This is a genomic window from Leptolyngbya sp. NK1-12 (assembly GCF_032598965.1).
Classification (GTDB): Bacteria; Cyanobacteriota; Cyanobacteriia; order Elainellales; family Elainellaceae; genus Elainella.
Genome location: NZ_CP053586.1, coordinates 4579382 through 4604249 on the forward strand (window position 1 = coordinate 4579382; position 24868 = coordinate 4604249).

Here is a 24868-nt window from a genome sequence, read left to right on the forward strand (position 1 = left end):
GGCCCGTGGATGACAGCAGCGAGCGGGTGGGAGATTCTCCAGCGGGTAGGGTATGACTTGGCCGAAGAGGGGGAGCTGCTCCCCTCGCAGCACCATCGCCTACTGGGAGTGAAGGCCCGCGATCACCGGCTGGAACCAGCGCTCATCGGGTGGCACCTCCTGCACCGTCATCCGATAGCGAGCTTTGCGCCGACGGTTGCGCGCCTCAAGGTCTTGTAGGATGCTGCGGAGCAGCTCGATGCCCTCTGGTTTAGGCCCGCGCGAGGGGCTGTGAATTTCCCCCTCGCGCTCCCCCTCGGACAGAGCAGTTGTCCCATCCGTACCCGGCCCTTGGGGGGCCGGGACGGAAGTGGGAGAAAGCTTATTTGTACCGGGTGGGTGGAACCCTCCTTGCTGCCTAGGTTCTAGCGATCGCAGATCTCCCCTATTTTCAGGATCAGGGTGGAACTCCTCACAGGGAGCGGCTTTGAGGCCATTTTCTACGTGCCATAAATCCTTATTCTTGTATAAGGTGTCACTTGAAACCTTGGCGAGGGATTTGAGGGCAGCGACGCGGGCCTTGACGGTGACGGGCAAGGTTCCAGCCTCCAGTAGTTGGGCTACTGCGAGCTGAATTCGCTCGCGGGCGTCCTGTGACTGCTGCTGATTCCAAGTCAGGTGCGCTGAAGTTGATTCCACAAGGGATTGACCTCCGTAAGGGTAGTAGTTGCTGAGTTCGATGCACCTGGCCCAATAGAGAGACAGGCGCACAATTTCGTGCTGATGGCGACACCACTGCTGATAGCCGGGTAGGGATTCAGCCACTTCTAAAATCCGTTCGGCCAACTGACCGCCGGTGAGTGGCTGGCCACCGTGAATCGCGTGGTAGAAGACATATTCCCGCAGGGCAATGCGGCCTAGGAGCCGGTTGGTTTGGCCATAGCCGGTCCAGCCCAGCTCAATTTCCGCGTTGAGGTCGTTGAGGAATTTCTGAGCTAGCCCTTTTAAGCGTCTGTAAGGCCGTCGTTCCGCCTGCTTGACGGTTTGCTCCAGCAATGGGGTTGAAGCCGAGTTGGCGGACTCAGCAAGCCGCCATTGATAGACAAATCGCTCTGGGGTTGTATGCATCGGCTGCCAGTCTGGATCGAGTAGGTACGATCCAGACTGTAGGGGCAACCGATGGCCGTTGTAGTCTGCGCCCCAAGATAAGCGGGCATTGGGAAACAGCTCGATCTGTCCACGGGCCAGGTTGAATCCCGCATTTTCCAACAGCACTTTGGCGGTCTGGGCAATCAGCCAGGAGGGTTGCCCCTGCACAAAGGGGAAATACAGATGGATGCCGCCAGAATAGGAGCTGCTGACCGCCACATAGCGGACCAGGCCAATCGGCTCTAGAGCGGCTAGAATCCGCCTCACCGCCAGTGAATCGCGGTAGGGGTGGTAGCAAGACTTTCGATCCAAATCAATCATCAGATAGTGCGTGTGAGAACCGAAGCGGACGCCATAGAGATAGGCCCCCTGTTTAATCAATCGGTCGCTGAGCAGGTGACGAGTTTCAGTGTTCCAGTGAGGCCGCTGACCAGGTTGGGGATGTTCAGCCCAGAGAAAGCTGCCTCGATGGGGGAATAACTCTAGAAACTCGTCTAGCTCTGGAACAAACTCAAACGTTTGGGGAACTGGACACGAAAGGGGTGTAGCTGACATAATGACCGTGCTTGAAAAATGGGAACAATATGACGGTCATGCCCAATAGACCAGGGTTGGCGGCAGTGTAGGGGTACGCAGCCGCCATTTTGATTGCTCGCTAGCCGCAGTATTCCTCTGACCTGCGAACGCCTAAGTTTTTGCCGTTGTAACGGGCTGTGAATTTATCGCGGGGGAAAATCCTCCTAGCATGACGAATGATTTGCTGAACTTGTTGATAGCTGACTGCTCTACTGTGTTCGGTATTGTTACGGTAGATAGCCCAGTTGAAAGTAGAGTTTTCGTTCATAAGTTGCTTCCATTTATGTCAACGACTTAATAAATAAGCAGAACAATTTCCCACCCTGGAGGGGTGGTTTTCTGTGACGATTTTCAGAGGCGTTTTTCAGGCTAGGTTAAATTGTAGCCATAATGTTGATTCAAATCAAGATTATGACTCTAAAATAATAGCCATAATCTTGCTATCTTTGAGGAGATGCTAGAGGTATGAGCAATGCCAAAGTCAGAGCACAACAAATATCCAAACCGAAAGGGAGTAAGGCTCTATCTATCAGATCTGAGCGTTCAAGGGCTGGAACAGATGGCGAAATCACTGAATATCAGCAAGTCGGAGCTGGTGGAGAGAATTGGGCGAGGCGAACTGAGTCCCTCATCCTCAGCATTGGTGGGGGAATCCTGACCCGTCTGATTCAGCAGGCGGAAAAACAGGTGGAAAATGCTGCGGCTTGTATTGAGTGGTATGAGCGCGAGCGGCAGGAAGCTGAAGACTCTCTAACTGAACTTATAGAGTTGCGTGATCAGCTTCTTGAACAAAGTGATGAGACCCACCAGGATCAGCAACAACAGGAATAACTCCGCACTGATTGGGAATTATGAATGAAGCCCCTTCTGAGACGATCAGAGGGGCTTTGTTGTGTCACAGTTAGGATTCTAGCAATGTGGTTTCCTTCTTTTCGAGCTTGGTGTAGTGCTGCAAGGTTATCAGTTCTTGCCTACCTAGGTATCATAGTTTTTCCTTTCTATGCTTGGATTAACGTCCTCTTAAATGTACTCTGGTTAATCGCAGTTAATTTTCAGATTGATACGTTATGGTTGATATTCTTAGGCGCTTCAATCATTTCGTTTATCATAGGATTTATATCCTATATTGCAATCAAAGCATTGTTCCGTCTGTTGCTTTGGATATTATGGAGTAAGCCGCCCAAGTGGTTGCTACCAGCCAAAAGCCTAAAGGTGAACTTACACAAATTTACTGTGTTGACAGTTGCCACACTTCCCTTAGCGATGATTTTTGTGTTGACGATTGCGGCTGAGACAGGTATCGAAATGATTGCCAATATCGAAATCATTAAGCACAAGGATTTCATCGCTAACTTAGTCATGCGATTTTTCTGGCTATGGTTCGTGTCAGCCGCTTACTTGCTACACTGGTTTCCGATTAGGCAAAGTGAAACGGCTGCCCGCTCGTAAGTAGAGAATTGGAGCTAGACATCCTGCGGAAAACAGCAGGCCAGCAACCCCACAACCCGGATTTTTCCGTTGCCGCTGCTGAGTTGTTTTGAAGAAATAATCAGGGTTCTAGACCATAACCTACGAGCGATGTAGGCCAAATTTAGGCCATTCTCTAAATCTCTGGCTGATCGAGGTAGACATTCACCAACACAACATAGGCACCGGCGAACAGCCCAGCAGACAGAGCTGCCACATTTGCAACCTGCCGATAGTGCTGGCACAACGCATATAGCTCAGAGAGGAACTGTTCTTGTTGTGGGGTGAGAACCACGGAATCGCAGCGATTGGAGAGCATCAGAGAATCACCTCAGTATACAGCCCTAACCTTTCTCACCTGTAGAAATGAACCAGCTCATCACAATTGAAGGTTGCATATTGTTGTGAGCCTGCCCTTGGCCTTGGCTATTGGTATTTAGCGTTGTATTGTGCATTGCTCCGGATTGTGTGGACACGGTGAACGCTCCGCCACTTCCTGGTGACACAAAGAAGGACCCCACAGAGGGCTGGTGGCTGTGCACGGGCATCTGAGCCAGGGTTAGGGTATGTGTCTCGGCCCCCACTAGTTGGCCTAGGTCGCGATTGGTCAAGCCTGATCCTTGCCCAAAGCCAATAATCGTTCGCCCTCTAGCGTCAGGCAGAGTCAGCCGTTTATTGGCATTCCAATCGGCAAGCGAACTGCTGCCACGTCCACCAGAAACAGGCAGAACGGTGAACGGCCAGAGGTACTGATAGAGCTTGAGGAAGTTAGTAGCTTGCAAATCAGCGGTTGAGCCAGGTTTTCCAAGTGTCGCACCACCTAAAGCGAGCCAGATATAGCTGTTCTCATCAGTCAACACACCGCTAGCCATATCAAAGAATCGAGCGACCACAACTCCTACTGCTGGCGCTATCAACTGAGTTATGTTATTCGTCACTTCATTCGTTATATTATTCGTTAAATATTGTACGCTTGGATTGCTTATCGGCATGTTTACCACCTTACCTCTTTGAAGTTATCAGGCTCTTTGTCAGTCCATAGGGCAAAACGTGTTTTTCTCTCTTCAAACATATCACCGCTAGCAGTTGCTCTGCCCGTTGCGTCGGTCGTTGGCCGTCGCACCAACACAGTTGCAAAAGCCGGATACATACGCCGAGGATCCTTCTTGATTTGCGGATTGCGATCCCGCTCCTCTGTAATTGACAGAGTGCTAATTCGAGCGGTACTCAGAGCGATAAGGTCCCTGAGTTTCTCTTCAGCCACTTCACGAGTCGCACCGTAAACCGCCATTTGTCTACCGTTTGACAGATTGGCTGTAGCTCTGAATCGGCCCCACATGTAACTTTTAGCCGCTCGCTTGATTTCCTCCCACTTCAGATTGGCCTTACAGTCTGGAATTGTGTAGGTAGCCGATCTCGCGATTTTGCCGTTAGGGTGACGCCAGGGCGGTTTCTCCCGATCGTAGAAGAGGATGACGAGCTGCCGGCGCTGCGTCTGTGCCCGGAACCAGTCCTGTGCAGGCTGTCCAACCAGCAGGCCGATATCACGGTTGTGGATCAGCCGGTGTTGCACCAGCGCCGTTTGCACCGTTGTTTTCAGTTCGGCTTCTGGTCCCACGAGCACAATTTTTTCTTCTTTCGCCTCTTTGTCTGGCGTCAGCACAACTGTACGCTCAACTCCACGTGACTGAGCCGCTCTAGCCGCTGCGATTTGAGCATCTAGCTCATAAGCGAATATATATCCAGATTCCACAAAGGAATCGAAAAACTCATCTGTCAGAGATTCAATAAAAGCTCTAAAGATATCACTTTTAATGTTATCGATACGTTCCTCGATCTTTCCTGCAATTGTCCAAGAAGGCGCATCATCCGGTGGATTGATGCCGAACCACTTGCGGACCTTCCGATAGCTAGCTAGCAGCAGGTTTGCGCCCAAATTGCGAGCCGAGGCCCGCAGTGCATTGATCGCCGTGGCCCCCACTTCCTGAGCTGCCTCTAGAGAAGTCTCGCCAGCTGCCAGCTTTGCTAGCTTCGCAGAGCCGATCACCGGGCACAGCACCGTCAGGCCGTAACCCACGGCAATACCAGCAATCCAACCCAATCCAGAGCCGATTGCCCCACCCCAGGTGCTAGCCAGCGAGATGTTGTTAGCGCGGATCATAGCGGCAATCTCTCGATCGCTGGCGTTCCAATCAAAATTAGCCAAGGTCGTAACAGTATCAACAACCAAGCCAAAAACAGAGGACACGGTAAGGGATATTCCTTTCAGAATCCCAGACAGAAAACCGCCCAACCGCTTTGCGAATGGAATCAAGAATCTAAGAAAACCTAGAATCCCTCCTGGTTGAGCTGACCCATCCTCTTGGTTCGATTGCAGCTTTGGGCTAAGATTGAGCACGCGAGTGATACCCGCATTATTGAGCCTCTGACGGATTTGGTTACTGAGCAGATTGGCGCGGGCAACGGTGATCGGCATAGGGCAACAGGATTAAGGCTTCTGATCGTCTGTCTCTTTTTTCAAAGTATCCAAGTCTGGCTTTGTTGGCTGGCCCTTGTTGTACAGACTCTCAGGGTCATTGATTTGGCGTTCAAACTCTTTCCACTCTTTATCATCTGTGCCGTTTCCACCTTGCATCAACTCTTTTAGTTCACTAACGACTCGTTCAATGTCGCTGCGTCTTCTAAAGAATACAGCCTTTATAATTCCCGCGCTGAACATCAATTTTTGCATATACTCGGCAACGGATTCATCATCTTCATTCCTCCAACCTAAGATGGTGTGCTGTGTACTCTGCAATATTCCCTCTAAACTGTTGGTTTCGGTCGGGTTGAAAGCAAAGTTCACTCGCACCTTGCGCTGGTTGCCTTTGTAGCCTAAATAGCTGGCGTTGGCGCTGGCATACTCCTGTGCAACCAAGGCGGCGATCTTGGTGGTCATCATCTCTGAAGCCAGCCGCATTAGGAAGCTAGTGTGCATATCGCTATCAATCGCGCTCTTGGCGGTAAGGCCGTAGATCTCCGCTAAGCTCTCGGCAATGTTCGGTAAAGTCACTTTCTTCTTCTGATTTCCCTCTTTTGTGGGGTCTGCATCCTCAATCTCAATCTCAATCGGGAACTGTCCAGCGAGGGCGTCAAGTTGCTGCATCAGCCAGACGTTGAACTGAGTCAGCGATTCGTGGTTTCGAGTGCCATCACCGGCATTCGTCACCAGCCACTGAGGAGTATTGATTGGATAATCAGCAGTACCAAGGCGATAAGCGATCAGCCTCAGCAACTCTTCTAAATCCGAATTATTGTTTGAACCACTATTGCAACACATACAGCACCTCGGTGGGGGTGGATCTGGGGGTGGGGGTCTATAGGAAGAGGGCGGCCTGCTGGGGACGCAATCAACAACAGAGGGCACGAAAGCGACTGGTTCCGGTGGAGGCGTCCTAATTACTGGACCTCCACCAATCACCGAAGACTCAACAGGCCCGCCGAAGGGCCGCCAGATATCGACTGAAACAAAATCATCAAGCCCTAGCATCCCTACTCTAGCGATCAGCCATCCATTGTTTTCTTCTCGAACGTAGATCCCTAACAACGGCCCGTTGCTGTGGTCGTAGGCAAAGGCATTTTCACGATACGAGATCTCACCCGTCCAGCGATTGACGGTGTAGTCTCTCATGCGTGTAGCTCCCCTACAGCCATCGCCAGGGAATCGCCCCGGAGTTGACGGCATCGGGATGAATTTCCCACCAGGGGGCGGCGGCGGGGGTGGGGATGGCTTTGGCGGCCTATAGGGTGGCTCGCATTCGGGCCTCTGCTGACGGTAACAGACTCGATATTCCGGCAGCGCAATCCAAAACAGCGAAGGATTGAGGATGATACACGCCTCGCAAGAATTGCGTTGAAATTCAGGATTGTAGGCGAAGGGTAGCTTTTCGACAACATCATCAGCTCTGATTCCCGGCCCCCCACACCAGGGAGAGGCGGGGTAGCGCTCGCAATCAGTAGGATCGGCCGGTTCCATCGGCGTGACGTAAAAGCCAGTGTCCCCAATCGGCACCAAGTAATCAGGAATCAGCCCATTTGGATCGGGCAAATCTTCCTCTATCAGCTCTTGCGGGTTGAATCGCGTGCGAGGGGTTCGAGGTCGCCAGTGCTCCAATACTTGCTCGATTGCGGTGCCATTGTTGGTTGGTCGAAGGGTCATTAGGCATCTAGCAAATTGAGTAGCGTGGGCTGGAACAAGATGATGGTCTGGGGACGGCGGGCGTCGGCTCTAGCTTCCCGCAGATAGCGCCGCTCGGTTTCGGTCATGTGCCACAAATCAGGCTCCAGAACGCCTGAAAACAGCTCGTTTGCGGTAAGGGGGACCGGTCTCTGCAACCAGGTGGAGATCCTAAACATCAAACACACTCCAATACGCTCAAAGTGGCACCAGACACGCTACTGATAGCAGAGACAACGCCCTGATAGGGATTGGTGCGGTTGATTTCATAGCTGCCTCCATTGGGCAACAGGCAAATTCCAGCGCCATTGGTGGCGGTGTTACCATAATTCAAAAACACCTGCGCCGAAGTGTGGCGGTTCACGATTGTGGCCTGTAGGCGGTTAGGATTGGCCGCCAACAGTTGAATCGACTGGGTGCCCACAGTGAAGTTGTAGGGCTGGCAGAACTCGATCCGCCGTTCGTCCTCAGGTAAAGTCGTCACCTCTTCTTTGACCGACCCAAAAATGACCACTTCATCCTGACCTTGCAGCAACCCAAACCCAGCATCTTCAATACAGGCGTGAATCCTAGCATCATTTGCCACGTTGATTACTGCATTATCCGTGAAATAAGGCATTAGATTCACGTGATAGTAAGGCACGCGATTCAACAAGGCAATTGAAGCAATTTTGGTGATGGGATGCCCAGAGGTTTCTAAAAACAAACCAATTTCTTTACGCTCGTTATTCCATTCCATGTCGCGCATCGCTGACAGGCGCTCAGTGCGGCTCTGAGTCACACTCAAATCAGGTAATGGCTTCTCAGGAATTGATTCGATGTCAACTCTGAGTCGCAGATCGGTGATAAACCCGTAAAATCTGACGGTTTGCAAATAGTCCCAGGGAGTAATTACCCCCGGCTCGTAGATGCAGAACATGGAATTTCCTTCATTTTCAGTAAACCGCTTCAGGATATTGACTGAGCGACTATAAATCTGCTGCATGGAATGGGAACGTTACTGATACAACTGGAAAAATTATCTCTGAAAACTGAGGAAATAACTCATGCCTGATTTGACTTTTAATAATGTGGCAGCCAAACTACCGGCCAACTCTCTGACGGCCTCTGGTGGAGATATCTTAATTTCGGTCAAAGCGGTGATGGGTGAAGCTAACGTGTCTCTCTCGGATCAAAAACTGGGTGAGTTCATCGCTAAATTCTTAGAAGCGTGCAGTAAAGCGCAAACAGATCATAATGCTATCAACAATCCAAAATTTCGCAGTTACAATCCACCTGCCGCAGGAGCACCCTTCTACGATACTGATACAGGCTCGTACCATTCAACATTTACTTACACAGTGAGTGTTGATATTCCGCTAGACCAAAATGTTGTTCGCGCCGTTGAATCCACCACAGCAGGATTCTAATCTCAACGCTTAATTGAAGCGCCTGGAAACCCTCAGAAAATCGCTAGTGTGCTATGGCTGACATGTCTTTGTGGCCTCAATTGGGCACTCGAACCAGACGCGCCATCATTCGCACAAAAACCCGCTTTGGCCGACCGTATGACTACCGACCTCGTGGCTCTCTGTTGGAGCGGCTGGCACGGGACAATAACCTCACAATAGATGAGGTCTATGAGCGACTGATGGCTATCCGTACCTACCTACTCAGCACAGGAACCAAGGGCTAAATTGTAAAGCTTTCATGTCTTTGAAGTGCCTGTGCTAAGCTCGCGCCCTTAGGGTGCCCTGCACCATTTAAGTAGTTTCCACGGGATGACGAGTGGCTGAAACCCTGACTAGGGTTGAATTACAAACACTCGCAACCCTAAGGAACACTTATGCCTGCAAATGTCTACGAAAGCCGCCGGGAAGTCTGGGTGACACCCTTCACCGGCGCTGGCATCAAATACGGCTTCCTCACCAACGTCTCTACTGCCGTGGGGACGGCCTGCGGTCACACTGCCGTAGATCGAGCTAATCCGCCCGTGGGCCTCGTCTTTGGCGCAAACGCCCCTAAACCCGGTCGGGCCAGCAAGCGCCGAGCGGACGGCATCGATAGCACTTTCTACGATATCAGCAAAGTTTCGACCCTCAGAAGTGGAGGCTACTCTCTGACGGCTCCCACGATCCGCCGTGGCCGAGCCACGGTAGCCTCCAAAGCAGTCTATGTGGATCTCAATGGTGTCAAGTACGCTTGGCGAATGCCCCTCGTGACCTACAACAAGATCGCGGATGACCGGGCTGTATTAGGAATTGAAGATGCCGATCAAAACGACCGTGATTTGGTGTGGGGTGCGCGGTTTCCAAAACCACCCAAAGCGGCGAAAACCATCATCACCGGCAGCAGTGTGGATGTGATTAGCACCTTTGTAGACCCGGCTTCCATTGACAACTTGCCTGCTGGCTGGTCAACTGCTGGACGAGAGAAGGTTCTCGGCTAATGCTGATTTTGCCAGGTGATCCAGAGTTTGAAACGACGCTGGCAACCGCCCTACCCCCGGATTGGATTGCGGTCGCTGAGCGAATGGGCCAGCAGTGCTGTTTCGTGGCGGATCGAGATTCAGGTCTGCTGCGACCAGCCACCGATGCCGAGCTGACCGAGTATCTCTATGGCGGGGAGTATGACGAGCGCCTAGAAGCGATTGAGGCCCTAGAGGAAACAGATGAGCTGGTCACAGTTTCTTGACCAAACCTACACACTGGCCCCCTCCCCGTTGGTGGACTCTCTGATTCAAGTTGATGGGCTGACCAGGCGGCAAGTTGCCATCCGAGCGTCTAGCCCATCAGCTCGACCCTCTTGGAGGCTGGCAGCTCGGCTCACCTTTGAGCAGGAGATTCCAGAGATTGAGTCTGAGCCATCCACCTTCACGGCTGAAACGCCCCCACTTCGGATTGAGCTAGAGCGCAACAGCTTGATTGAGGTACCCCTGACCCTGACGCCCCCCTATCGAGCCTTTTTTCGCGTGCCCTACTGGTTCACCGAGCTGCGGCTAGAGATTTGGCAAGCGCCACTACTGCTAGCTCCACTACCAGGTGAGTTTAAGGACCTGGCCTTCAACGTGGGCAGCAGCGGCTGGACTGATGACAACGGCTACTACTGGATTGTGGCGGCTGGGGGCACGATTGGAAATTCAGGCTCTAGCGCTACCTTTAAAGGGCTGCACTTAGAACGCCTCTACAAGGCCCTCTGGCCTCATTACCCAGTGGTCAGCAAAGGCAGCAGTGCTAGCAGCGATTGGAACGCGGGCAAAGCGTTGACCCTACCAGACCTTAGAGGCCGCACGCGCATCACCGCTGGTCAAGGCTCTGGCCTCACCAATCGCGCGATCGCCCAAACCTTAGGGGCAGAGACACACTCTCTTACTACCGCTGAGATGCCCAGCCACAACCACCCAGGAGCCAGCGGAGCGGGAGCATTTTTTATGAGTCCAGGCAGTGGCGGTAGCTTTACCGTGAGCACGCTTGCCGGTTCACAACACCGCACTGCAAGCAATACCGGCAACGCTGGCTCTGGGCAGCCTCACAACAATATGCAGCCATCCTTTGTGGCCTGCACTGTCATCGCAACAGGAGAAAGGTATAACCCATGATCGAACTTATCGCAGCCAGCATTGGCATTCTCACAGGAGTTACAACAGTTTTGACCACTCTCAGCAAGCTTCAATGTGTCCTTGCTCGGCTTGAGATTCGAGATTTGGAACTCAAAGAGGAAATCCGCAAGCTTCAGCTTCAGTTCGACCACGCCACTGACCAGATGGAACTGCTAACGAATGGCCTCAAAGAGCGAATCGAGCATGTAAACACACGCCTCTCTGGGCAAGTCAAGGAGACTGGCGCAACCATCTATGCAATTGAAGCTTTCCTTCAAAAAAACACCACCTATGAGCGGAGAGGCCCAGCTTGAGAGGAGTATAATCTCTCAAAAAAAGTTGAGTATTAATTCCTATTGATTTTTTTAACTTGTAACAAGATTGTTACCTGGTGGTGCTATGATCTTTGAGGGTCAAGCTTGACCCAGCCAACTACTCCGAACTAGGTTCTATAGGTTCCGTGAACTCGTCAGAACTACCGCTTGAGCCGACCACACCTGAGACAGAATTGCAGTCCGATATTTCGCCAGAGAATCAGCCTGGTAGCTTACTGCCAGAGCCGAATCCCTCCATGCAGGAATATTACAAACTGCAAACGTACCTGCTGAAAGTAACCCTGATATTAACAGGAATTATTTTCCTCTCGGTTTGGATTTTCTACTCTCTTAATATTGCGCTCAATTATCTAATTGGCGCGTGCACAGGTGTGGTTTACTTAAAAATGTTGGCTAGAAACGTGGAGCAGCTTGGTAGGCAGCGCAAGCAGGTAGGCAAGACGCAGCTGGCACTGTTTGTTGCTGTCATTGTATTGGCATCGCAACTGCAACAGCTAGAAATCTTACCTATTTTTTTGGGTTTCCTGACCTATAAAGCAGCGCTCATCGTTTTTATGTTTCGGACCCTATCTACTCCTTATTCTTAGATCTTTCTACGAAGCAGGAGTAGATGCTTTTAGAGTGTCTTATGTCCACTATTTTTGGACAGTTTTCTGATGCAAATGCTGAGTTTTCTGGACACCTTCACTGCGTTTCCGCTGGCTGAATTAGAAGTGGGCAAGCACTTCTATTGGGAAATCGGCAACCTCAAACTCCACGGGCAAGTTTTTATCACGAGCTGGATTGTGATTGCGATCTTGCTGACGGCTTCTGTGCTGGCCACTCGCAATATCCAGCGGGTGCCGCAGGGAATCCAAAACGTGATGGAGTATGCTCTGGAATTTGTGCGCGATATCGCCAAAAACCAGTTAGGCGAAAAGGAATATCGTCCTTGGTTACCCTTTATTGGTACGCTGTTCCTGTTTATTTTCGTTTCTAACTGGTCAGGGGCATTAATTCCTTGGCGGTTGATTGAGCTGCCGGAAGGCGAGTTGGCCGCTCCGACGAGCGATATCAACACCACGGTGGCACTAGCGCTGCTGACATCCCTAGCATACTTCTATGCCGGATTTAGCAAGCGAGGGCTGGGCTACTTCTCGAAGTATGTCGAGCCGACCCCGATTTTGCTGCCGATTGCCATCCTAGAAGATTTCACCAAACCCCTTTCCCTCAGCTTCCGACTTTTCGGCAACATTCTGGCGGATGAACTAGTCGTTGCCGTGCTGGTTCTGCTAGTGCCGCTGTTTGTGCCGATCCCGGTAATGCTATTGGGGTTGTTTACTAGTGCCATTCAGGCGCTTGTATTTGCCACTCTGGCAGGTGCCTACATTCATGAGGCCGTCGAGGGGCACGGTGGAGAGGAGCATGAAGCGCATTAGTGCTCTTGCTGACGTAAGGTTTTGGAGTTCTGAATTGTAGGTTTGGACTAGATTTATCCTGCCGACAATACTGACCTCTGGTCAGAGAAATCAGAAGCCAAAAAGTTGAACATGTCATTCATTTGTTTTGTTTACTGAAGGAAGAAAATCATGAATCCTACTATTGCTGCTGCTTCTGTTATTGCTGCTGCTCTCGCAATTGGTTTGGCTGCAATTGGCCCTGGTATCGGTCAAGGAAATGCGTCGGGTAGTGCGGTTGAAGGTATTGCTCGTCAACCCGAAGCAGAAGGCAAGATCCGCGGTACGCTGCTGCTCACCCTGGCGTTCATGGAATCTCTGACCATCTATGGACTGGTAATCGCGCTGGTGCTTCTGTTTGCTAACCCCTTCGCCTAAGCAAGTCCAGCTCGCTATCAGCAGTCGGCTCGATGGTTAAAGGTTAAATCGGCTCGTTCGTCTAGTCATTTCGTTTAGCCATCTAGAGACTGGCTGATAGCAACTGCTCGGCATGTCTGATTTGTGACGCACAGCGCTTACTGTCCTACGGCCAGACCGTAACCCTACAGCAACCTGCATAACGTTCCTTCTGCGGAGACCGAACATGTTTGATTTTGACGCCACCTTACCCTTGATGGCGATTCAGTTTCTCATCCTAATGGTGCTGCTGAACCGGCTATTCTTCAAGCCGTTGATGAAAACGTTGGATGAGCGCGATAGCTACATTCGCTCGAATCAAGTCGATGCCCAAGAGCGGCTGGCAAAAGCCCAGCGTTTGATCCAGCAATACGAAGAAGAACTCGCAGCCTCGCGCCGGGAAGCCCAAGCGTTGGTTGCTAGCGCTGAGGAAGAAGCGCAGAAGATTGCGGCCCAACGGTTAGCAGAAGCCCAGCAGGAAGCCCAAGCCCGACGGGAGCAAGCCCAGCAAGAACTGGATCAGCAGAAAGCAGAAGCGATGCAGGCGCTGGAACAGCAGGTGGATGCGCTCAGTCGGCAAATTCTCGACAAGGTTTTGGGAGCATCTGTGGGCTAAGCGGTTCAGGGGTTGAGTTCAACTAACTGCATTTAACCAACTGCTTTTGCCCTATGGCCGGACTCATTATCAACGAGCTGACGGTTTGCTCAACAACTATCTACAGTAGACGATACCTATGGGGACGCTGATATTACTAACCGCCGAAGCTGCCCATGAAGGGGGTTTTGGATTAAACTTCAATATTTTAGAAACCAACATCATCAACCTGGCGATTGTGATTGGCGTGTTGGTTTACTTTGGACGCAATATTCTAGGCAAAGTTCTGGCGGACCGTCGCTCGCAGATCGAGCAGGCGATTCAGGAAGCCGAAGGTCGGGTGAAGGAAGCCGCGGCAGCCTTGGCTGAACAGCAACAGAAGTTGGCCCAGGCTCAAACCGAAGCCCAGCGCATCAAGGCCAATGCGGAAGCGAGCGCCCAATCTCTGCGGGAATCGATTCTGAAGCAGGCCGATGAAGATATTGTCCGCATGCAGTCCAGCGCCGCCCAGGATCTAGCAACCCAGCAGGAGCGAGTGATTGCAGAACTGCGGCAGCGGGTGGCAGCCATGGCAGTGCAAAAGGCAGAGGCTCACCTGAGAGAGCAAATGGGTGAAGACTCGCAACGTCAATTGATCGACCGCAGTATTGCCATGATTGGAGGTTCGTGATGCAATCTACTCTGACCCTTAGCGAAATCGCTGAACCTTACGCCCAAGCGCTGATGTCGGTGGCGCAGTCCAACAACCTGACCGACGCATTTGGCGAAGACACCAAGGCTCTGCAAGCCCTGTTGGCGGAATCTGAGGATCTCAAGTTCCTAGTCACCAGTCCAATCATCGATTCCGAGAAGAAAAAAGCGGTGATTCGTCAGATCCTGGGCGAGCAGATTCATCCCTACATGCTGAATTTCCTGCTGCTGCTAGTAGATCGCGGGCGGATCATGCTGTTGCCTCAGGTGTGTGAGCAGTACCAGTCCCTGCTGCGGCAGTTGAAACAAACCGTGTTGGCGGAAGTGACTTCGGCGGTTGAACTAACGCCTGAGCAGCAAGAGGCGATTAAGCAAAAGGTGATGTCAACCGTGCAAGCCAGTCAGGTGGAGTTAGCAACTCGCGTCGATCCCGATTTGTTGGGCGGCGTCATCATCAAGGTTGGTTCTCAAGTGTTTGACGCCAGCCTACGCGGTCAGCTCCGGCGCATTGGTATCCGACTAGGAGCACCAGCCTAGCCAGCATGTTTGAGTTCTAAGTTGGTTCCAGCACTCATTAACCCATTTAGCGAGAGGACTTATGGCAATTAGTATTAGACCCGACGAGGTTAGCAGCATCATCCGGCAGCAAATCGAGCAGTACGACCAGGAAGTCAAGGTTTCCAATGTGGGTACCGTCCTGCAAGTAGGTGACGGGATTGCCCGCGTCTATGGCCTAGAGCAAGTGATGGCCGGTGAACTAGTCGAGTTTGAAGACGGTACGGTCGGCATTGCCCAAAACCTGGAAGAGGATAACGTCGGTGCCGTATTGATGGGCGATGGCATCAATATTCAGGAAGGCAGCTCGGTGACGGCGACGGGCCGGATTGCGGCGATTCCGGTGGGCGATGCCCTGATCGGTCGCGTAGTAGATGCCTTGGCGCGTCCGATTGACGGTAAGGGTGATATCCAAACCAGCGAAACTCGTTTGATTGAGTCTTCGGCACCGGGCATCATTGAGCGGAAGTCGGTGTATGAGCCAATGCAAACCGGCATTACCGCGATCGACGCTATGATCCCCATCGGTCGGGGTCAGCGCGAACTGATCATTGGCGACCGCCAAACCGGCAAGACCACGATTGCGGTGGACACAATTCTGAACCAGAAGGGCGGCGACGTGATCTGCGTCTATGTGGCCATTGGTCAGAAAGCCTCTACGGTGGCTCAGGTCGTGGAAGTCTTCCGGGAGCGCGGCGCATTAGATTACACGATTGTGGTGGCTGCCAACGCCAGTGACCCGGCTGCTTTGCAATTCTTGGCTCCCTATACCGGCGCAACGATTGCCGAGTACTTCATGTACAAAGGCAAGCACACGCTGGTGGTCTATGATGACCTGACCAAGCAAGCCCAAGCCTATCGTCAAATTTCGCTGCTGCTGCGTCGTCCGCCCGGTCGGGAAGCCTATCCCGGAGACGTGTTTTATCTGCACTCGCGCTTGCTAGAGCGGGCCGCTAAGCTCAGCCCTGAGTTGGGCGAAGGCAGCATGACCGCTCTGCCGATTGTAGAAACCCAAGCCGGTGACGTGTCGGCCTACATTCCCACCAACGTGATTTCGATTACGGACGGTCAGATCTTTTTGTCATCTGACCTGTTCTATTCCGGTCAGCGTCCGGCGGTGAACCCCGGTATCTCGGTATCGCGGGTGGGGTCGGCAGCCCAAACCAAGGCAATGAAGAAAGTGGCTGGTAAGGTGAAGCTGGAATTGGCCCAGTTTGACGAACTACAAGCCTTTGCTCAGTTTGCCTCGGATCTAGACCAGGCAACCCGAAACCAGTTGGCTCGTGGTCAGCGTTTACGGGAAATTCTCAAACAGCCCCAATACTCGCCGCTCACAGTGTCGGACCAGGTTGCGCTCATCTACACCGGCATCAACGGCTACCTCGATGACATCCCAGTAGAAAAGGTAACTGCCTTTGTCAAGGGCCTGCGCGACTACCTGAAGACCAGCAAGTATACGGAAATCGTCAGCAGCCAGAAGCAACTCACCGACGAAGCCGAAGCGGCCCTGAAGGAAGCCATCACCGAATTCAAGAAGGGGTTTCAATAAAAAGTTTTGAGTTATAAGTTTTGAGTTTTGAGTTGGGAGGTGTATGGTCTCACTCAAGACTCAAAACTAGGCAGCGTAGGAAGTTGTCTCCTGTAACTCAAAATTCAAAACTTAACACTCAACACTGCTTAAACGTATGCCTAGCCTGAAAGAAATTCGTGACCGGATTCAGTCGGTCAAAAATACGCGAAAAATTACTGAAGCGATGCGGCTAGTGGCGGCGGCTAAGGTGCGTCGTGCTCAGGAGCAGGTGATTGCTACTCGTCCATTTGCCGACCGCTTGGCCGGGGTTTTGTTTGGCTTGCAAACGCGGCTGCGGTTTGAAGAGGCCAACCTACCGCTGCTGCGGAAGCGGGAATTGAAATCGGTCGGTCTGCTGGTGGTGACAGGTGATCGCGGTCTGTGCGGCGGTTACAATGCCAACGTACTGCGGCGGGCCGAACGGCGGATCAAGGAACTGCAAGCCGAAGGACTGAACTATACGCTGGTGCTGGTGGGCCGCAAGGCGATTCAGTACTTCCAACGTCGCAATCAGCCGATTAGCGCTAGCTTCTCTGGCCTGGAGCAAATTCCTACCGCCTCCGAAGCCTCGAACATTGCCGATGAGCTACTGTCGCTGTTTTTGTCAGAGTCGGTGGACCGGGTTGAGTTGATCTACACCAAGTTCGTTTCGCTGGTCAGTTCGCGTCCGGTGATTCAAACCCTGCTGCCCCTAGACCCCGAAGAGTTTGTCGATCAGGAAGACGAGATTTTCCGCTTGACGACTCGCGGCGGGGAATTTGCGGTAGAACGTCAGCAGGTAACGATGCAAGCTCCGGCTCCCTTCGCCAAGGACATGATTTTCGAGCAAGACCCGGTACAGATCCTGGATGCGCTGCTGCCGCTGTATCTGAATAACCAGTTGCTGCGCGCTCTGCAAGAATCTGCCGCCAGTGAGCTAGCCGCCCGAATGACGGCCATGAGCAACGCCAGCGACAACGCGCAGGAATTAGCCAAGACGCTGACCCTGTCCTACAACAAGGCCCGTCAGGCTGCGATTACTCAGCAGTTGATGGAAGTGGTCGGCGGTGCAGAAGCTCTGAGCTAGTCGGGTAGGCCGGGTAGATCGGGTAGGTCAGCTTTCGCCTTGATTCGACTCAATAACTTTCAACATAACTTTCAACCAGAGGAGTGCTAGGTGTGGGGATTGACCCTGTTCTTGGCACTCGTTATTTTTTGCAGCTATTTGTGGAATTGTGCTGCAGCTTGCGCGTTCCAGTTTGTACTATCAGCCGGAAGCTCCGCCAGATGAAAAGTTAGACTTACTGCGCCTTGCTCAACCAGCAGTATTTAGAGACCCCCCTGCTAGGGCAGTCGCAAGATGACAGTCTTCCTGCAACACCAAGACTATCGCATCAACCGCAAACGAACGCAGCGATGGGGAAAAGGTGTTTTTGGCAAACGACAGGATATTCCTGGGAGTTCGCGTTTTCAAAAACAACCTGCTGCATTCGTGACACGAGCAACCTACTGCAACTGAATTTCCAAATTCAGCACATAGTGCCCAATTTGCACCTGCTCTGACCACAGCTCATACTCTACCCGCAAATGGCTGGGCAGTTTTTTCCCCTTCAAGAACAAACTGCGCGTGAAGTTGCGCAAGCGGATCTGGTTATTTTCCATTACGTCGGTGGTTTGTAGCCAATAACGGCTCAAGCCATAAACACCCTGCTCCCAAAAGTGGCGGTAGCTAAAATGGCCGTTTCCCTGCATCGTCATAATCACCCGGTAGGGTGTGATTTCTAGCCACAGCAGCCGAGGCGTAGACATACCACTGGGCTGGGGAACCGTACCTGCACCGATCTGAGCATCTTGAATCAGCGGCTCAGTTAAGAGCACATGAAAGCGCTCTGGCTCGCGCTGGTATAGCGTGGCATTGGTTTCCACAATCGACCAGAGGGGCAAGTCGAACGAAGCTAGGGATAGACAAACAGGAGTATGGTGTTGGGTCAGCATAAATGCACGAGAACGGGGTAGGATGACTAACGCTCCCCTTTGTCAGTCTATACTCATCAGTCTATACCCAATGGCAACCTCCACAATTACGCTCGACTCAACAAACGATCATGATTTGCTGACGATCACGCCCTCTGCAGGTTTGGCAGTTCAGGGTCAGATTCGTGTTCCGGGCGATAAATCGATTTCCCATCGAGCGCTGATGCTAGGTGCATTAGCTCAAGGTGAAACCCAGATTCAAGGCTTGCTGTTGGGAGAAGATCCGCGCAGTACGGCGGCTTGCTTTCGGGCGATGGGAGCCACAATTTCGGAGCTGAATTCGGAACTGGTCACAGTGCAGGGGGTTGGGTTGGGGCAGTTGCAGGAACCTGTTGATGTGCTGGATGCGGGCAATTCGGGCACCACCATGCGGCTGATGCTGGGCTTGTTGGCTTCCCAGCCCCGACGCTTCTTTACGGTTACGGGAGATGCCTCACTACGGTCACGTCCCATGAAGCGGGTGATTCATCCCTTGCAGCAGATGGGAGCAGAAATTTGGTGTCGGGCTGGGGGATATGCGCCGTTGGCCGTACAAGGACAGACGCTCAAACCAATTCACTTTCATTCGCCCATTGCCTCCGCTCAGGTGAAATCCTGTGTTTTGCTGGCCGGCTTGCTGACCGAAGGCCAAACAACGGTCACGGAACCAGCGCTGTCGCGGGACCACAGTGAACGGATGCTGCGGGCATTTGGAGCCAACATCACCGTTGATCCAGAAACATGCAGCGCTACGGTAACAGGTCCAGCCCAGCTCTATGGCCAAACCGTAATTGTGCCGGGTGACATTAGTTCGGCTGCCTTCTGGTTAGTGGCGGCGGCAATTGTCCCCGATTCGGAATTACTGATCGAAAATGTGGGCGTCAACCCAACCCGAACTGGAATTCTAGAAGCGCTAGCACGGATGTCTGCCGATGTAACCCTCGAAAATGAGCGAACGGTGGCTGGGGAGCCGGTAGCCGATTTACGGGTACGGTCCAGCCAACTACAAGCCTGTACCATCGAAGGCGATCTGATTCCTCGCCTGATTGACGAGATTCCGATTCTGGCTGTGGCTGCCACAATGGCCCAGGGCACAACCGTGATCCGCGATGCCGCCGAACTGCGAGTCAAGGAAAGTGACCGGTTAGCAGTGATGGCGGCCCAACTGACGCGCCTAGGGGCCAAAGTAACCGAACTCCCCGATGGTCTGGAAATTACCGGCGGTGCCCCCCTAACTGGTGCAGCTGTTGATAGCCACACCGATCACCGCATTGCTATGAGTCTGGCCATCGCTGCTCTTGCCGCCAGCGGTACAACCACCATTCAGCGAGCAGAAGCCGCCGCAATTTCCTACCCAGACTTCACGACGACGCTAGCGCAAGTGTGTCAGAGTTGAGAATGGGTGGATAAATAGATGAGCAGAGCCTAGCTGAGAATCTCAACTCCTCGCAGAAATCAAATTGAGTGGGAATACTGAAAGAAGATACAGTTCCGCGATTAGGCTCCGGCAACCCAATTCTCAAGCGGCTATGTGGCATAGGTTCAAAAATCTCGTTGTTAGCCTCAAAACTTATGATGCGCTCAGTCCGGATCTAAAGGTGCGGCGACAGGTCAACCGAATGCTGCAGCAACGCCCCCTGCTCTCTCTGAATCAGTGGTTTCAATCGTTTTACCAGCCGCTTGGCATTACCTACACGGTCACAGATTTTGCCTATGTGCATTTGGCTCGCTATTCAGGACTGGAGTTGGGGCGAGTATTGCCGACTGACCGACTCGATGAAGATTTGCACTGGACGCAAGTTTGCTGGTTTGACTGGCAGCTAAATCTCTACGACGACTTCTGGCAGCAGTTTGGCGTTGATATCAGCGATTGCTGGGACGAATCGGCTCTGCTGACTATCAAAGACCTGATGGCGTTCCTCAATGCTTGCAGTACTCAAGCCGATAGCGCTCTCAGTGAATGATGAAGTATATTGGACAACCCCAAACGGCATCGAGAAAGTAAAAAAGACTTAGGCTAAAGCGCCCAAGTCCTGATAAAGCTAAACTTCAACTAAACTTTGCCATTATTTGCCATGAGCGTTGACCACGCTAGCACAGCGTGTAACCAAAGGCAATCCCAAAGGCGAGCGAAGTTAGCACGCTACTAAATTAATAGCTGCGAGAAAAACTGCCCCGGTGCTGACCACCAAATGAAGAACTGGCTCTGTTCTCACGAGGCTTGGCCTTATTGACTTTCAGGTCACGACCCATCCATTCTGCGCCGTCCAGCGCATCAATAGCAGCCTGCTCTTCAGTGTCGCTACTCATTTCGACGAAACCAAAGCCACGAACGCGCCCAGTTTCCCGATCAACTGGAAGCTGAACACGCCTAACGGAACCGTATTCTGCAAAAACAGAATTCAGATCGGACTCTGTAACCTCATAGGACAGGTTACCAATATAAATTGACATTGTGGATACTCTCCAAAATCAAAGATCAAAGGGTGTAGAGAGATGAGATTTCGGAGAGGAGCCTGCCAATACAAAACGTGAAAAAAACGCTAATGCTAGAAACAAACGCTGCAACCGAATAACTTAACTTCTCATTCGTCATTCTAACACCTTTCATCAACAGCGGCAGAAAATTGTTGATAGTTCATCTTGAGATGCAGCGGGTTAGGCCATTTTCTGGCTATCGGTCTAGTCATTGGTCTCCACTCTCGAACTTGATTTTCGAGTTCAACTAAACGCAGGCAGAAAACCAGATCAGCTCATCGTTCGTTCAAGATTAGATAAAAGAACGAAGGAAGGAGCTAGATGATGAAATCAAGAATATACCTTCAAGTTAACGCTGAGTTAGACTCCTGAGGCTATCTACCGAGGCAGTACTTCAAGGATATCTGTGAGCTATCTGGCTTGCGATTGGGATTCTATCTCTGCACTTCCGGTGTTAACCACCAGATCAGGGCGGGCACTCTACCAACAGCAGAAATCGAGCGGAATCCTATGCTTGCCAGAATTTGGAGTGCATCGGTTGTTGGAATTGATGCTGTCAAAGTTGGGGTAGAAGTGGACATTGCGGGTGGACTACCAGGGATTGTGGTGGTGGGTTTGCCCGGAACCGAGGTGCAGGAATCGCGAGAGCGGGTCAAAGCAGCGTTGAAGAATGCGGGTTATGTCGTCCCGATGCGCAAGATTGTGATCAATCTGACGCCAGCAGATTTGCGCAAGGAAGGCCCTAGCTTCGATTTACCGATTAGTATCGGGATTCTAGCAGCTTCTGAACAGGTGAGTCCTACCCTGCTGGACGATACGCTGCTATTAGGAGAGGTTTCTCTGGATGGCAGTTTGCGCCCCGTACCCGGTGTGCTGGCAATTGCGGCGGCGGCTCAACTGTTAGGAATTCAGCGGTTGGTGGTTCCGGCAGATAATGCCCGCGAAGCCGCTGTTGTCAAAGGGCTAGCGGTCTACGGATTTCAGTCATTGCAGGAAGTCACGGATTTTTTGAATCAGCCTGACTCCTACTCGCCCCTCCAAATCGATGGCGCGGAAGAACTGGTCCGTTCCCGCTTTCAGGGCTTAGACCTAAAGGATGTTAAGGGCCAATCCCAGGCTCGTCGTGCCCTCGAAATTGCGGCGGCTGGAGGTCACAATCTAATTTTTGTCGGTCCACCAGGTAGCGGTAAAACCATGCTGGCTCGTCGGTTGCCGGGAATCTTGCCCCAGCTCACGTTTGAAGAGGCGCTGGAGGTAACGCAGATTCATTCGGTGGCAGGACTGCTAAAGCATCGCGGGTCTCTAGTAGGCGAGCGTCCGTTTCGCAGTCCCCATCATTCCGCGTCTGGTCCGTCGCTGGTAGGGGGCGGCAGCTTTCCGCGTCCGGGAGAAATTTCCTTGGCCCATAGGGGGGTACTTTTTTTGGACGAATTAACAGAATTCAAACGGGATGTGCTGGAATTTCTGCGGCAGCCGTTGGAGGACGGCCAGGTGACAATTTCTCGCACCCGTCAATCGGCTTCATTCCCGGCTAAGTTTATGCTGGTGGCAAGTACCAATCCCTGCCCTTGTGGCTATTTTGGTGACACGGTTCAACCTTGTACCTGTTCTCCGCGTCAGAGAGAGCAGTATTGGGCCAAATTATCGGGTCCACTGATGGACCGAATTGATCTGCAGGTGGCCGTTAACCGCCTCAAGCCAGAAGAAATTACCCAGCAGGGTAGCGGCGAAGATTCGGCCTCGGTGCGGCAACGGGTAGAAGCGGCTCGCCAACGAGCACACCAGCGTTTTCAGGGAACTTCGCTACACTGCAATGCCGAAATGCAGAGCCGCCATATTCATCGCTGGTGCCAGCTTGATATCCCAACCCGGACGCTGCTAGAGAACGCCATCCGCAAACTGGGGCTTTCTGCCAGAGCCACGGACCGCATTCTCAAAGTGGCGTGCACTATCGCCGATCTAGCTGGAGATGAGCATCTGCAAACTCAGCATGTAGCCGAAGCGGTGCAGTATCGCACCATTGACCGGATGCAGTAACTTCCGCTTTGGAACTTCCAAAGGGATTTGGAAATTCAAGAATTCTGCCGAATTTGCAGACAGGTTGAAGAATCTAGCTAGACCCTAGCTGGCGCGATAGACCTGTCCTAGCAGCAGCCCCATGCCTGCAAGTTTCATCAACTCCAGCAGCCAGTACTCCAGATGCATTTGGTTCATCAGGGCCGGTACGGTAGCGGGTTCAAACCAGTTCAGCTCTAGCCCTAACGCACTCATTGCGGGAGCCAATTGGTAGGTGCAGACTAAGACAATTCCCAACAGACCCACTGCCAACGGCAGCATCCATTGGCTCGCCAGCCCCAAGGCTCGATTCGTATTGCTCAGCACCAGCACACCCGTCAGAATCAGGGCGGCACAGATCAACTCAATCCGGTTAAACACACCAAAGATGACGTAGCCAGCAGTGGCAAACCCCGGTTCGACCATCATGCCGGTAGCATACAGGGTTGGCATAATCACCAAGTCCAACAGCAAGCTACCGCTCAGCCAGAAGGCTAGGGTTGCCAGCACAGCAGTGCGCCACATCGGGCGCAAAGAGACAGTATTTGTAATTGCAGCCATTGTTCTATGTATGGATGAAATATGAATGCTTTCCTCTATTTCGAGCTTAGCGGAAACATCCTCAATCAAACGTGAACTATCATTGCAGCTGAGCGTCAGGGGGATGCTGGCGTCAACCACTGGGTAAAGGTGAAGTTAACAATCAGCACCTCTTCGGCGGCATTCTGAGGCAAGGGCGCAAAGGGAGCGGCGGCGCGAATGGCTTCTAGGGCCGCCTGATCTGCCAGCGTGTCACCTGAAGATTGCACAATTTGGAGATCGCGCAACTGTCCCTGTCGATCGACGCGAAATTGAATTTTGGTACGCCGAGTGGCCTCCACCGCAACGCGCTGCCAATTCTGATCAATGGTGCGGTTCAGCGTATCCAAATAACGGCCCCAGATCACGTCTTGAGTCGCATCTACTCCTGAGTTAGCTGCAGCTCGGTTGGAATTGAATGGTTCCGATCCACCTTCGAGCGCGATGTCACGGCTAATGGGGGAGCCTAGCGAGGTAGCAGTGGGAGAGGTAGCAGTGGGAGAGGGGAAAGGCGAGGCAGAGGGGAGAGGCGAGGGAGTAGAAAGACGAGATGGGGATTGGGGGGAGGGAGAAGCTAGCACAGATGGAGGAGCTGAGCGGATGGGGGCTGGCTGGGGTGCACCGGATAGGGCAGCTGTTGGTGATATTGGTGGTACTGGCGGTATTGGTGGGGTAACTGGCTGAGGCTTGGGTTGAGGATTGGATTGGGCCTTGGGTTGGGCCTTGGGTTGAGGACTGGGTTGAGGATTGGATTGGGATTGGGCCTTGGGTTGAGAATTACCGGCTTGTACAGACAGATTGGGGTTGGGATTGCCGCCGGCAGTGGAATTGGTTTGAGCACGGCGTTTGGTTGAGGCCGGTGGCTGTGCAGGTTGGGGGTCTGGCTCAATGGCTACAAACTCGATGGGGATGGCATCCGACGTCGATCGGGAATTTAACCACTCTTGGGACTGCCAAATTGCTAGCCCCACGGCTCCAACTGCATGAACAGTGACTGCTAGGGCTAAATAGCCTAACAACCGACGGGTTTGGCGGGCAGCAGCTTGGGAGCGATAGGTTTGGAGCAGACTCATCGGGGGTGAACTAAGCACTTGCAACACATCATAGAAGCGGGTGAAGAACTAGTGAAGCACCAACAGGAAAACGATAGATGCGGCAATCCGAGTCTGGTAGTCTGGGCGAACGGGCTGCAATTCAACGCTTAGAATTTAACATTGAAACAA

The 24868-nt window shown here is 52.4% G+C and carries 31 protein-coding genes; 19 read left to right on the top strand and 12 right to left on the bottom strand.

The window, feature by feature from the left end; translation table 11 throughout:
- Positions 1–99: 99 nt before the first annotated feature.
- Positions 100–1683 (bottom strand): hypothetical protein, encoded by a 1584-nt coding sequence (locus tag HJG54_RS19600; RefSeq protein WP_316430824.1) that lies wholly within the window; start codon positions 1681–1683, stop codon positions 100–102.
- Between the two features lie 100 nt (positions 1684–1783).
- Positions 1784–1972, bottom strand: a complete 189-nt coding sequence (locus HJG54_RS19605; RefSeq protein WP_316430825.1) for a hypothetical protein — start codon at positions 1970–1972, stop codon at positions 1784–1786.
- Positions 1973–2169: 197 nt separating this feature from the next.
- Between HJG54_RS19605 and HJG54_RS19610 the strand changes: the two genes are divergently transcribed.
- Positions 2170–2535, top strand: a complete 366-nt coding sequence (locus HJG54_RS19610; RefSeq protein ID WP_316430826.1) for a hypothetical protein — start codon at positions 2170–2172, stop codon at positions 2533–2535.
- Positions 2536–2619: 84 nt separating this feature from the next.
- Positions 2620–3153 carry a hypothetical protein gene (locus HJG54_RS19615; protein ID WP_316430828.1) on the top strand — a complete coding sequence of 178 codons (534 nt, stop codon included), beginning with the start codon at positions 2620–2622 and terminating at the stop codon, positions 3151–3153.
- A gap of 154 nt (positions 3154–3307) precedes the next feature.
- Here the strand turns inward: HJG54_RS19615 and HJG54_RS19620 are convergent, their stop codons facing one another.
- From HJG54_RS19620 to HJG54_RS19645, 6 genes are all read right to left on the bottom strand, one after another.
- Positions 3308–3490: a hypothetical protein gene (locus tag HJG54_RS19620; protein WP_316430830.1), complete on the bottom strand. Its 183-nt coding sequence runs from the start codon at positions 3488–3490 to the stop codon at positions 3308–3310.
- A 25-nt stretch (positions 3491–3515) separates the two neighbouring features.
- The gene (locus HJG54_RS19625) at positions 3516–4064 is read right to left on the bottom strand and encodes a phage tail protein (protein ID WP_316430831.1); all 549 of its coding nucleotides are present in this window, start codon (positions 4062–4064) and stop codon (positions 3516–3518) included.
- 101 nt (positions 4065–4165) lie between these two features.
- Positions 4166–5647 carry a hypothetical protein gene (locus HJG54_RS19630; protein ID WP_316430834.1) on the bottom strand — a complete coding sequence of 494 codons (1482 nt, stop codon included), beginning with the start codon at positions 5645–5647 and terminating at the stop codon, positions 4166–4168.
- A 12-nt stretch (positions 5648–5659) separates the two neighbouring features.
- Positions 5660–6841, bottom strand: a complete 1182-nt coding sequence (locus HJG54_RS19635; protein ID WP_316430836.1) for a hypothetical protein — start codon at positions 6839–6841, stop codon at positions 5660–5662.
- 527 nt (positions 6842–7368) lie between these two features.
- Positions 7369–7566: a hypothetical protein gene (locus HJG54_RS19640; protein WP_316430837.1), complete on the bottom strand. Its 198-nt coding sequence runs from the start codon at positions 7564–7566 to the stop codon at positions 7369–7371.
- Positions 7566–8372, bottom strand: a complete 807-nt coding sequence (locus tag HJG54_RS19645) for a hypothetical protein (RefSeq protein WP_316430839.1) — start codon at positions 8370–8372, stop codon at positions 7566–7568. Before HJG54_RS19645 ends, HJG54_RS19640 begins: the two co-directional genes overlap by 1 nt.
- A 61-nt stretch (positions 8373–8433) precedes the next feature.
- Here HJG54_RS19645 and HJG54_RS19650 point away from each other — a divergent pair, with 61 nt between their 5' ends.
- The 14 genes from HJG54_RS19650 to HJG54_RS19715 all read left to right on the top strand — a co-directional run bounded on the left by HJG54_RS19650 (position 8434) and on the right by HJG54_RS19715 (position 17607).
- The gene (locus HJG54_RS19650; protein ID WP_316430840.1) at positions 8434–8796 is read left to right on the top strand and encodes a hypothetical protein; all 363 of its coding nucleotides are present in this window, start codon (positions 8434–8436) and stop codon (positions 8794–8796) included.
- 53 nt (positions 8797–8849) lie between these two features.
- A complete protein-coding gene (locus tag HJG54_RS19655; protein WP_316430842.1) occupies positions 8850–9062 on the top strand; it encodes a hypothetical protein in 213 nt (70 codons plus the stop codon).
- Positions 9063–9212: 150 nt separating this feature from the next.
- Complete coding sequence (locus tag HJG54_RS19660; protein WP_316430843.1) at positions 9213–9815, top strand: hypothetical protein; 603 nt, start codon at positions 9213–9215, stop codon at positions 9813–9815.
- Entirely contained in the window at positions 9815–10060 is a 246-nt protein-coding gene (locus tag HJG54_RS19665; protein WP_316430844.1) for a hypothetical protein, read from the top strand. Before HJG54_RS19660 ends, HJG54_RS19665 begins: the two co-directional genes overlap by 1 nt.
- On the top strand, positions 10038–10964 hold the full coding sequence (locus HJG54_RS19670) for a phage tail protein (RefSeq protein ID WP_316430846.1): 927 nt from the start codon (positions 10038–10040) through the stop codon (positions 10962–10964). Before HJG54_RS19665 ends, HJG54_RS19670 begins: the two co-directional genes overlap by 23 nt.
- Positions 10961–11278 (top strand): hypothetical protein, encoded by a 318-nt coding sequence (locus tag HJG54_RS19675; RefSeq protein WP_316430847.1) that lies wholly within the window; start codon positions 10961–10963, stop codon positions 11276–11278. Before HJG54_RS19670 ends, HJG54_RS19675 begins: the two co-directional genes overlap by 4 nt.
- Positions 11279–11424: 146 nt before the next feature.
- Complete coding sequence (locus HJG54_RS19680; protein ID WP_316430849.1) at positions 11425–11886, top strand: ATP synthase subunit I; 462 nt, start codon at positions 11425–11427, stop codon at positions 11884–11886.
- A gap of 75 nt (positions 11887–11961) precedes the next feature.
- Positions 11962–12717, top strand: a complete 756-nt coding sequence (gene atpB, locus HJG54_RS19685; protein WP_211628780.1) for a F0F1 ATP synthase subunit A — start codon at positions 11962–11964, stop codon at positions 12715–12717.
- 150 nt (positions 12718–12867) lie between these two features.
- A complete protein-coding gene (gene atpE / locus HJG54_RS19690) occupies positions 12868–13113 on the top strand; it encodes an ATP synthase F0 subunit C (protein WP_035997495.1) in 246 nt (81 codons plus the stop codon).
- 205 nt (positions 13114–13318) lie between these two features.
- Positions 13319–13747 carry a F0F1 ATP synthase subunit B' gene (locus HJG54_RS19695; RefSeq protein ID WP_211623847.1) on the top strand — a complete coding sequence of 143 codons (429 nt, stop codon included), beginning with the start codon at positions 13319–13321 and terminating at the stop codon, positions 13745–13747.
- Positions 13748–13865: 118 nt separating this feature from the next.
- Positions 13866–14396 carry a F0F1 ATP synthase subunit B gene (locus tag HJG54_RS19700; protein ID WP_316430851.1) on the top strand — a complete coding sequence of 177 codons (531 nt, stop codon included), beginning with the start codon at positions 13866–13868 and terminating at the stop codon, positions 14394–14396.
- On the top strand, positions 14396–14953 hold the full coding sequence (atpH, locus tag HJG54_RS19705) for an ATP synthase F1 subunit delta (RefSeq protein ID WP_316430852.1): 558 nt from the start codon (positions 14396–14398) through the stop codon (positions 14951–14953). The genes HJG54_RS19700 and atpH overlap by 1 nt, the downstream gene beginning before the upstream one ends.
- A gap of 61 nt (positions 14954–15014) precedes the next feature.
- Complete coding sequence (gene atpA, locus HJG54_RS19710; RefSeq protein ID WP_316430854.1) at positions 15015–16520, top strand: F0F1 ATP synthase subunit alpha; 1506 nt, start codon at positions 15015–15017, stop codon at positions 16518–16520.
- Between the two features lie 136 nt (positions 16521–16656).
- Positions 16657–17607 (top strand): F0F1 ATP synthase subunit gamma, encoded by a 951-nt coding sequence (locus HJG54_RS19715; RefSeq protein ID WP_316430856.1) that lies wholly within the window; start codon positions 16657–16659, stop codon positions 17605–17607.
- A gap of 419 nt (positions 17608–18026) precedes the next feature.
- On the opposite strand, the gene HJG54_RS19720 is transcribed toward HJG54_RS19715, so the two are convergent.
- The gene (locus tag HJG54_RS19720) at positions 18027–18515 is read right to left on the bottom strand and encodes a hypothetical protein (protein ID WP_316430857.1); all 489 of its coding nucleotides are present in this window, start codon (positions 18513–18515) and stop codon (positions 18027–18029) included.
- A gap of 70 nt (positions 18516–18585) precedes the next feature.
- Here HJG54_RS19720 and aroA point away from each other — a divergent pair, with 70 nt between their 5' ends.
- Complete coding sequence (gene aroA, locus HJG54_RS19725; RefSeq protein WP_316430858.1) at positions 18586–19929, top strand: 3-phosphoshikimate 1-carboxyvinyltransferase; 1344 nt, start codon at positions 18586–18588, stop codon at positions 19927–19929.
- 133 nt (positions 19930–20062) lie between these two features.
- Positions 20063–20497: a hypothetical protein gene (locus HJG54_RS19730; RefSeq protein ID WP_316430860.1), complete on the top strand. Its 435-nt coding sequence runs from the start codon at positions 20063–20065 to the stop codon at positions 20495–20497.
- A 187-nt stretch (positions 20498–20684) separates the two neighbouring features.
- Here the strand turns inward: HJG54_RS19730 and HJG54_RS19735 are convergent, their stop codons facing one another.
- Entirely contained in the window at positions 20685–20987 is a 303-nt protein-coding gene (locus HJG54_RS19735; RefSeq protein ID WP_316430861.1) for an RNA recognition motif domain-containing protein, read from the bottom strand.
- 534 nt (positions 20988–21521) lie between these two features.
- On the opposite strand from HJG54_RS19735, the gene HJG54_RS19740 reads away from it, so the two are divergent.
- Positions 21522–23048 carry a YifB family Mg chelatase-like AAA ATPase gene (locus tag HJG54_RS19740; protein ID WP_316430862.1) on the top strand — a complete coding sequence of 509 codons (1527 nt, stop codon included), beginning with the start codon at positions 21522–21524 and terminating at the stop codon, positions 23046–23048.
- An 84-nt stretch (positions 23049–23132) separates the two neighbouring features.
- Here the strand turns inward: HJG54_RS19740 and HJG54_RS19745 are convergent, their stop codons facing one another.
- Both HJG54_RS19745 and HJG54_RS19750 read right to left on the bottom strand, forming a co-directional pair.
- A complete protein-coding gene (locus HJG54_RS19745) occupies positions 23133–23627 on the bottom strand; it encodes a hypothetical protein (protein ID WP_316430863.1) in 495 nt (164 codons plus the stop codon).
- Positions 23628–23722: 95 nt separating this feature from the next.
- The gene (locus HJG54_RS19750) at positions 23723–24718 is read right to left on the bottom strand and encodes a TonB family protein (protein ID WP_316430864.1); all 996 of its coding nucleotides are present in this window, start codon (positions 24716–24718) and stop codon (positions 23723–23725) included.
- Positions 24719–24868 lie beyond the last annotated feature (150 nt).

What these genes read in the sequence shown, in the direction of transcription:
- HJG54_RS19675 (WP_316430847.1), top strand. Translation starts at nt 10,961, where the DNA reads ATGATCGAACTTATCGCAGCCAGCATTGGCATTCTCACAGGAGTTACA.
- aroA (WP_316430858.1), top strand. Translation starts at nt 18,586, where the DNA reads ATGGCAACCTCCACAATTACGCTCGACTCAACAAACGATCATGATTTG.
- atpE (WP_035997495.1), top strand. Translation starts at nt 12,868, where the DNA reads ATGAATCCTACTATTGCTGCTGCTTCTGTTATTGCTGCTGCTCTCGCA.
- HJG54_RS19630 (WP_316430834.1), bottom strand. Translation starts at nt 5,647, where the DNA reads ATGCCGATCACCGTTGCCCGCGCCAATCTGCTCAGTAACCAAATCCGT.
- HJG54_RS19715 (WP_316430856.1), top strand. Translation starts at nt 16,657, where the DNA reads ATGCCTAGCCTGAAAGAAATTCGTGACCGGATTCAGTCGGTCAAAAAT.
- HJG54_RS19635 (WP_316430836.1), bottom strand. Translation starts at nt 6,841, where the DNA reads ATGAGAGACTACACCGTCAATCGCTGGACGGGTGAGATCTCGTATCGT.
- HJG54_RS19605 (WP_316430825.1), bottom strand. Translation starts at nt 1,972, where the DNA reads ATGAACGAAAACTCTACTTTCAACTGGGCTATCTACCGTAACAATACC.
- atpB (WP_211628780.1), top strand. Translation starts at nt 11,962, where the DNA reads ATGCTGAGTTTTCTGGACACCTTCACTGCGTTTCCGCTGGCTGAATTA.
- HJG54_RS19640 (WP_316430837.1), bottom strand. Translation starts at nt 7,566, where the DNA reads ATGTTTAGGATCTCCACCTGGTTGCAGAGACCGGTCCCCCTTACCGCA.
- HJG54_RS19655 (WP_316430842.1), top strand. Translation starts at nt 8,850, where the DNA reads ATGGCTGACATGTCTTTGTGGCCTCAATTGGGCACTCGAACCAGACGC.
- HJG54_RS19750 (WP_316430864.1), bottom strand. Translation starts at nt 24,718, where the DNA reads ATGAGTCTGCTCCAAACCTATCGCTCCCAAGCTGCTGCCCGCCAAACC.
- HJG54_RS19645 (WP_316430839.1), bottom strand. Translation starts at nt 8,372, where the DNA reads ATGCAGCAGATTTATAGTCGCTCAGTCAATATCCTGAAGCGGTTTACT.
- HJG54_RS19610 (WP_316430826.1), top strand. Translation starts at nt 2,170, where the DNA reads ATGAGCAATGCCAAAGTCAGAGCACAACAAATATCCAAACCGAAAGGG.
- HJG54_RS19720 (WP_316430857.1), bottom strand. Translation starts at nt 18,515, where the DNA reads ATGCTGACCCAACACCATACTCCTGTTTGTCTATCCCTAGCTTCGTTC.
- HJG54_RS19615 (WP_316430828.1), top strand. Translation starts at nt 2,620, where the DNA reads ATGTGGTTTCCTTCTTTTCGAGCTTGGTGTAGTGCTGCAAGGTTATCA.
- HJG54_RS19660 (WP_316430843.1), top strand. Translation starts at nt 9,213, where the DNA reads ATGCCTGCAAATGTCTACGAAAGCCGCCGGGAAGTCTGGGTGACACCC.
- HJG54_RS19700 (WP_316430851.1), top strand. Translation starts at nt 13,866, where the DNA reads ATGGGGACGCTGATATTACTAACCGCCGAAGCTGCCCATGAAGGGGGT.
- HJG54_RS19745 (WP_316430863.1), bottom strand. Translation starts at nt 23,627, where the DNA reads ATGGCTGCAATTACAAATACTGTCTCTTTGCGCCCGATGTGGCGCACT.
- HJG54_RS19650 (WP_316430840.1), top strand. Translation starts at nt 8,434, where the DNA reads ATGCCTGATTTGACTTTTAATAATGTGGCAGCCAAACTACCGGCCAAC.
- HJG54_RS19695 (WP_211623847.1), top strand. Translation starts at nt 13,319, where the DNA reads ATGTTTGATTTTGACGCCACCTTACCCTTGATGGCGATTCAGTTTCTC.
- HJG54_RS19670 (WP_316430846.1), top strand. Translation starts at nt 10,038, where the DNA reads ATGAGCTGGTCACAGTTTCTTGACCAAACCTACACACTGGCCCCCTCC.
- atpH (WP_316430852.1), top strand. Translation starts at nt 14,396, where the DNA reads ATGCAATCTACTCTGACCCTTAGCGAAATCGCTGAACCTTACGCCCAA.
- HJG54_RS19600 (WP_316430824.1), bottom strand. Translation starts at nt 1,683, where the DNA reads ATGTCAGCTACACCCCTTTCGTGTCCAGTTCCCCAAACGTTTGAGTTT.
- HJG54_RS19735 (WP_316430861.1), bottom strand. Translation starts at nt 20,987, where the DNA reads ATGTCAATTTATATTGGTAACCTGTCCTATGAGGTTACAGAGTCCGAT.
- HJG54_RS19740 (WP_316430862.1), top strand. Translation starts at nt 21,522, where the DNA reads ATGCTTGCCAGAATTTGGAGTGCATCGGTTGTTGGAATTGATGCTGTC.
- HJG54_RS19620 (WP_316430830.1), bottom strand. Translation starts at nt 3,490, where the DNA reads ATGCTCTCCAATCGCTGCGATTCCGTGGTTCTCACCCCACAACAAGAA.
- atpA (WP_316430854.1), top strand. Translation starts at nt 15,015, where the DNA reads ATGGCAATTAGTATTAGACCCGACGAGGTTAGCAGCATCATCCGGCAG.
- HJG54_RS19665 (WP_316430844.1), top strand. Translation starts at nt 9,815, where the DNA reads ATGCTGATTTTGCCAGGTGATCCAGAGTTTGAAACGACGCTGGCAACC.
- HJG54_RS19730 (WP_316430860.1), top strand. Translation starts at nt 20,063, where the DNA reads ATGTGGCATAGGTTCAAAAATCTCGTTGTTAGCCTCAAAACTTATGAT.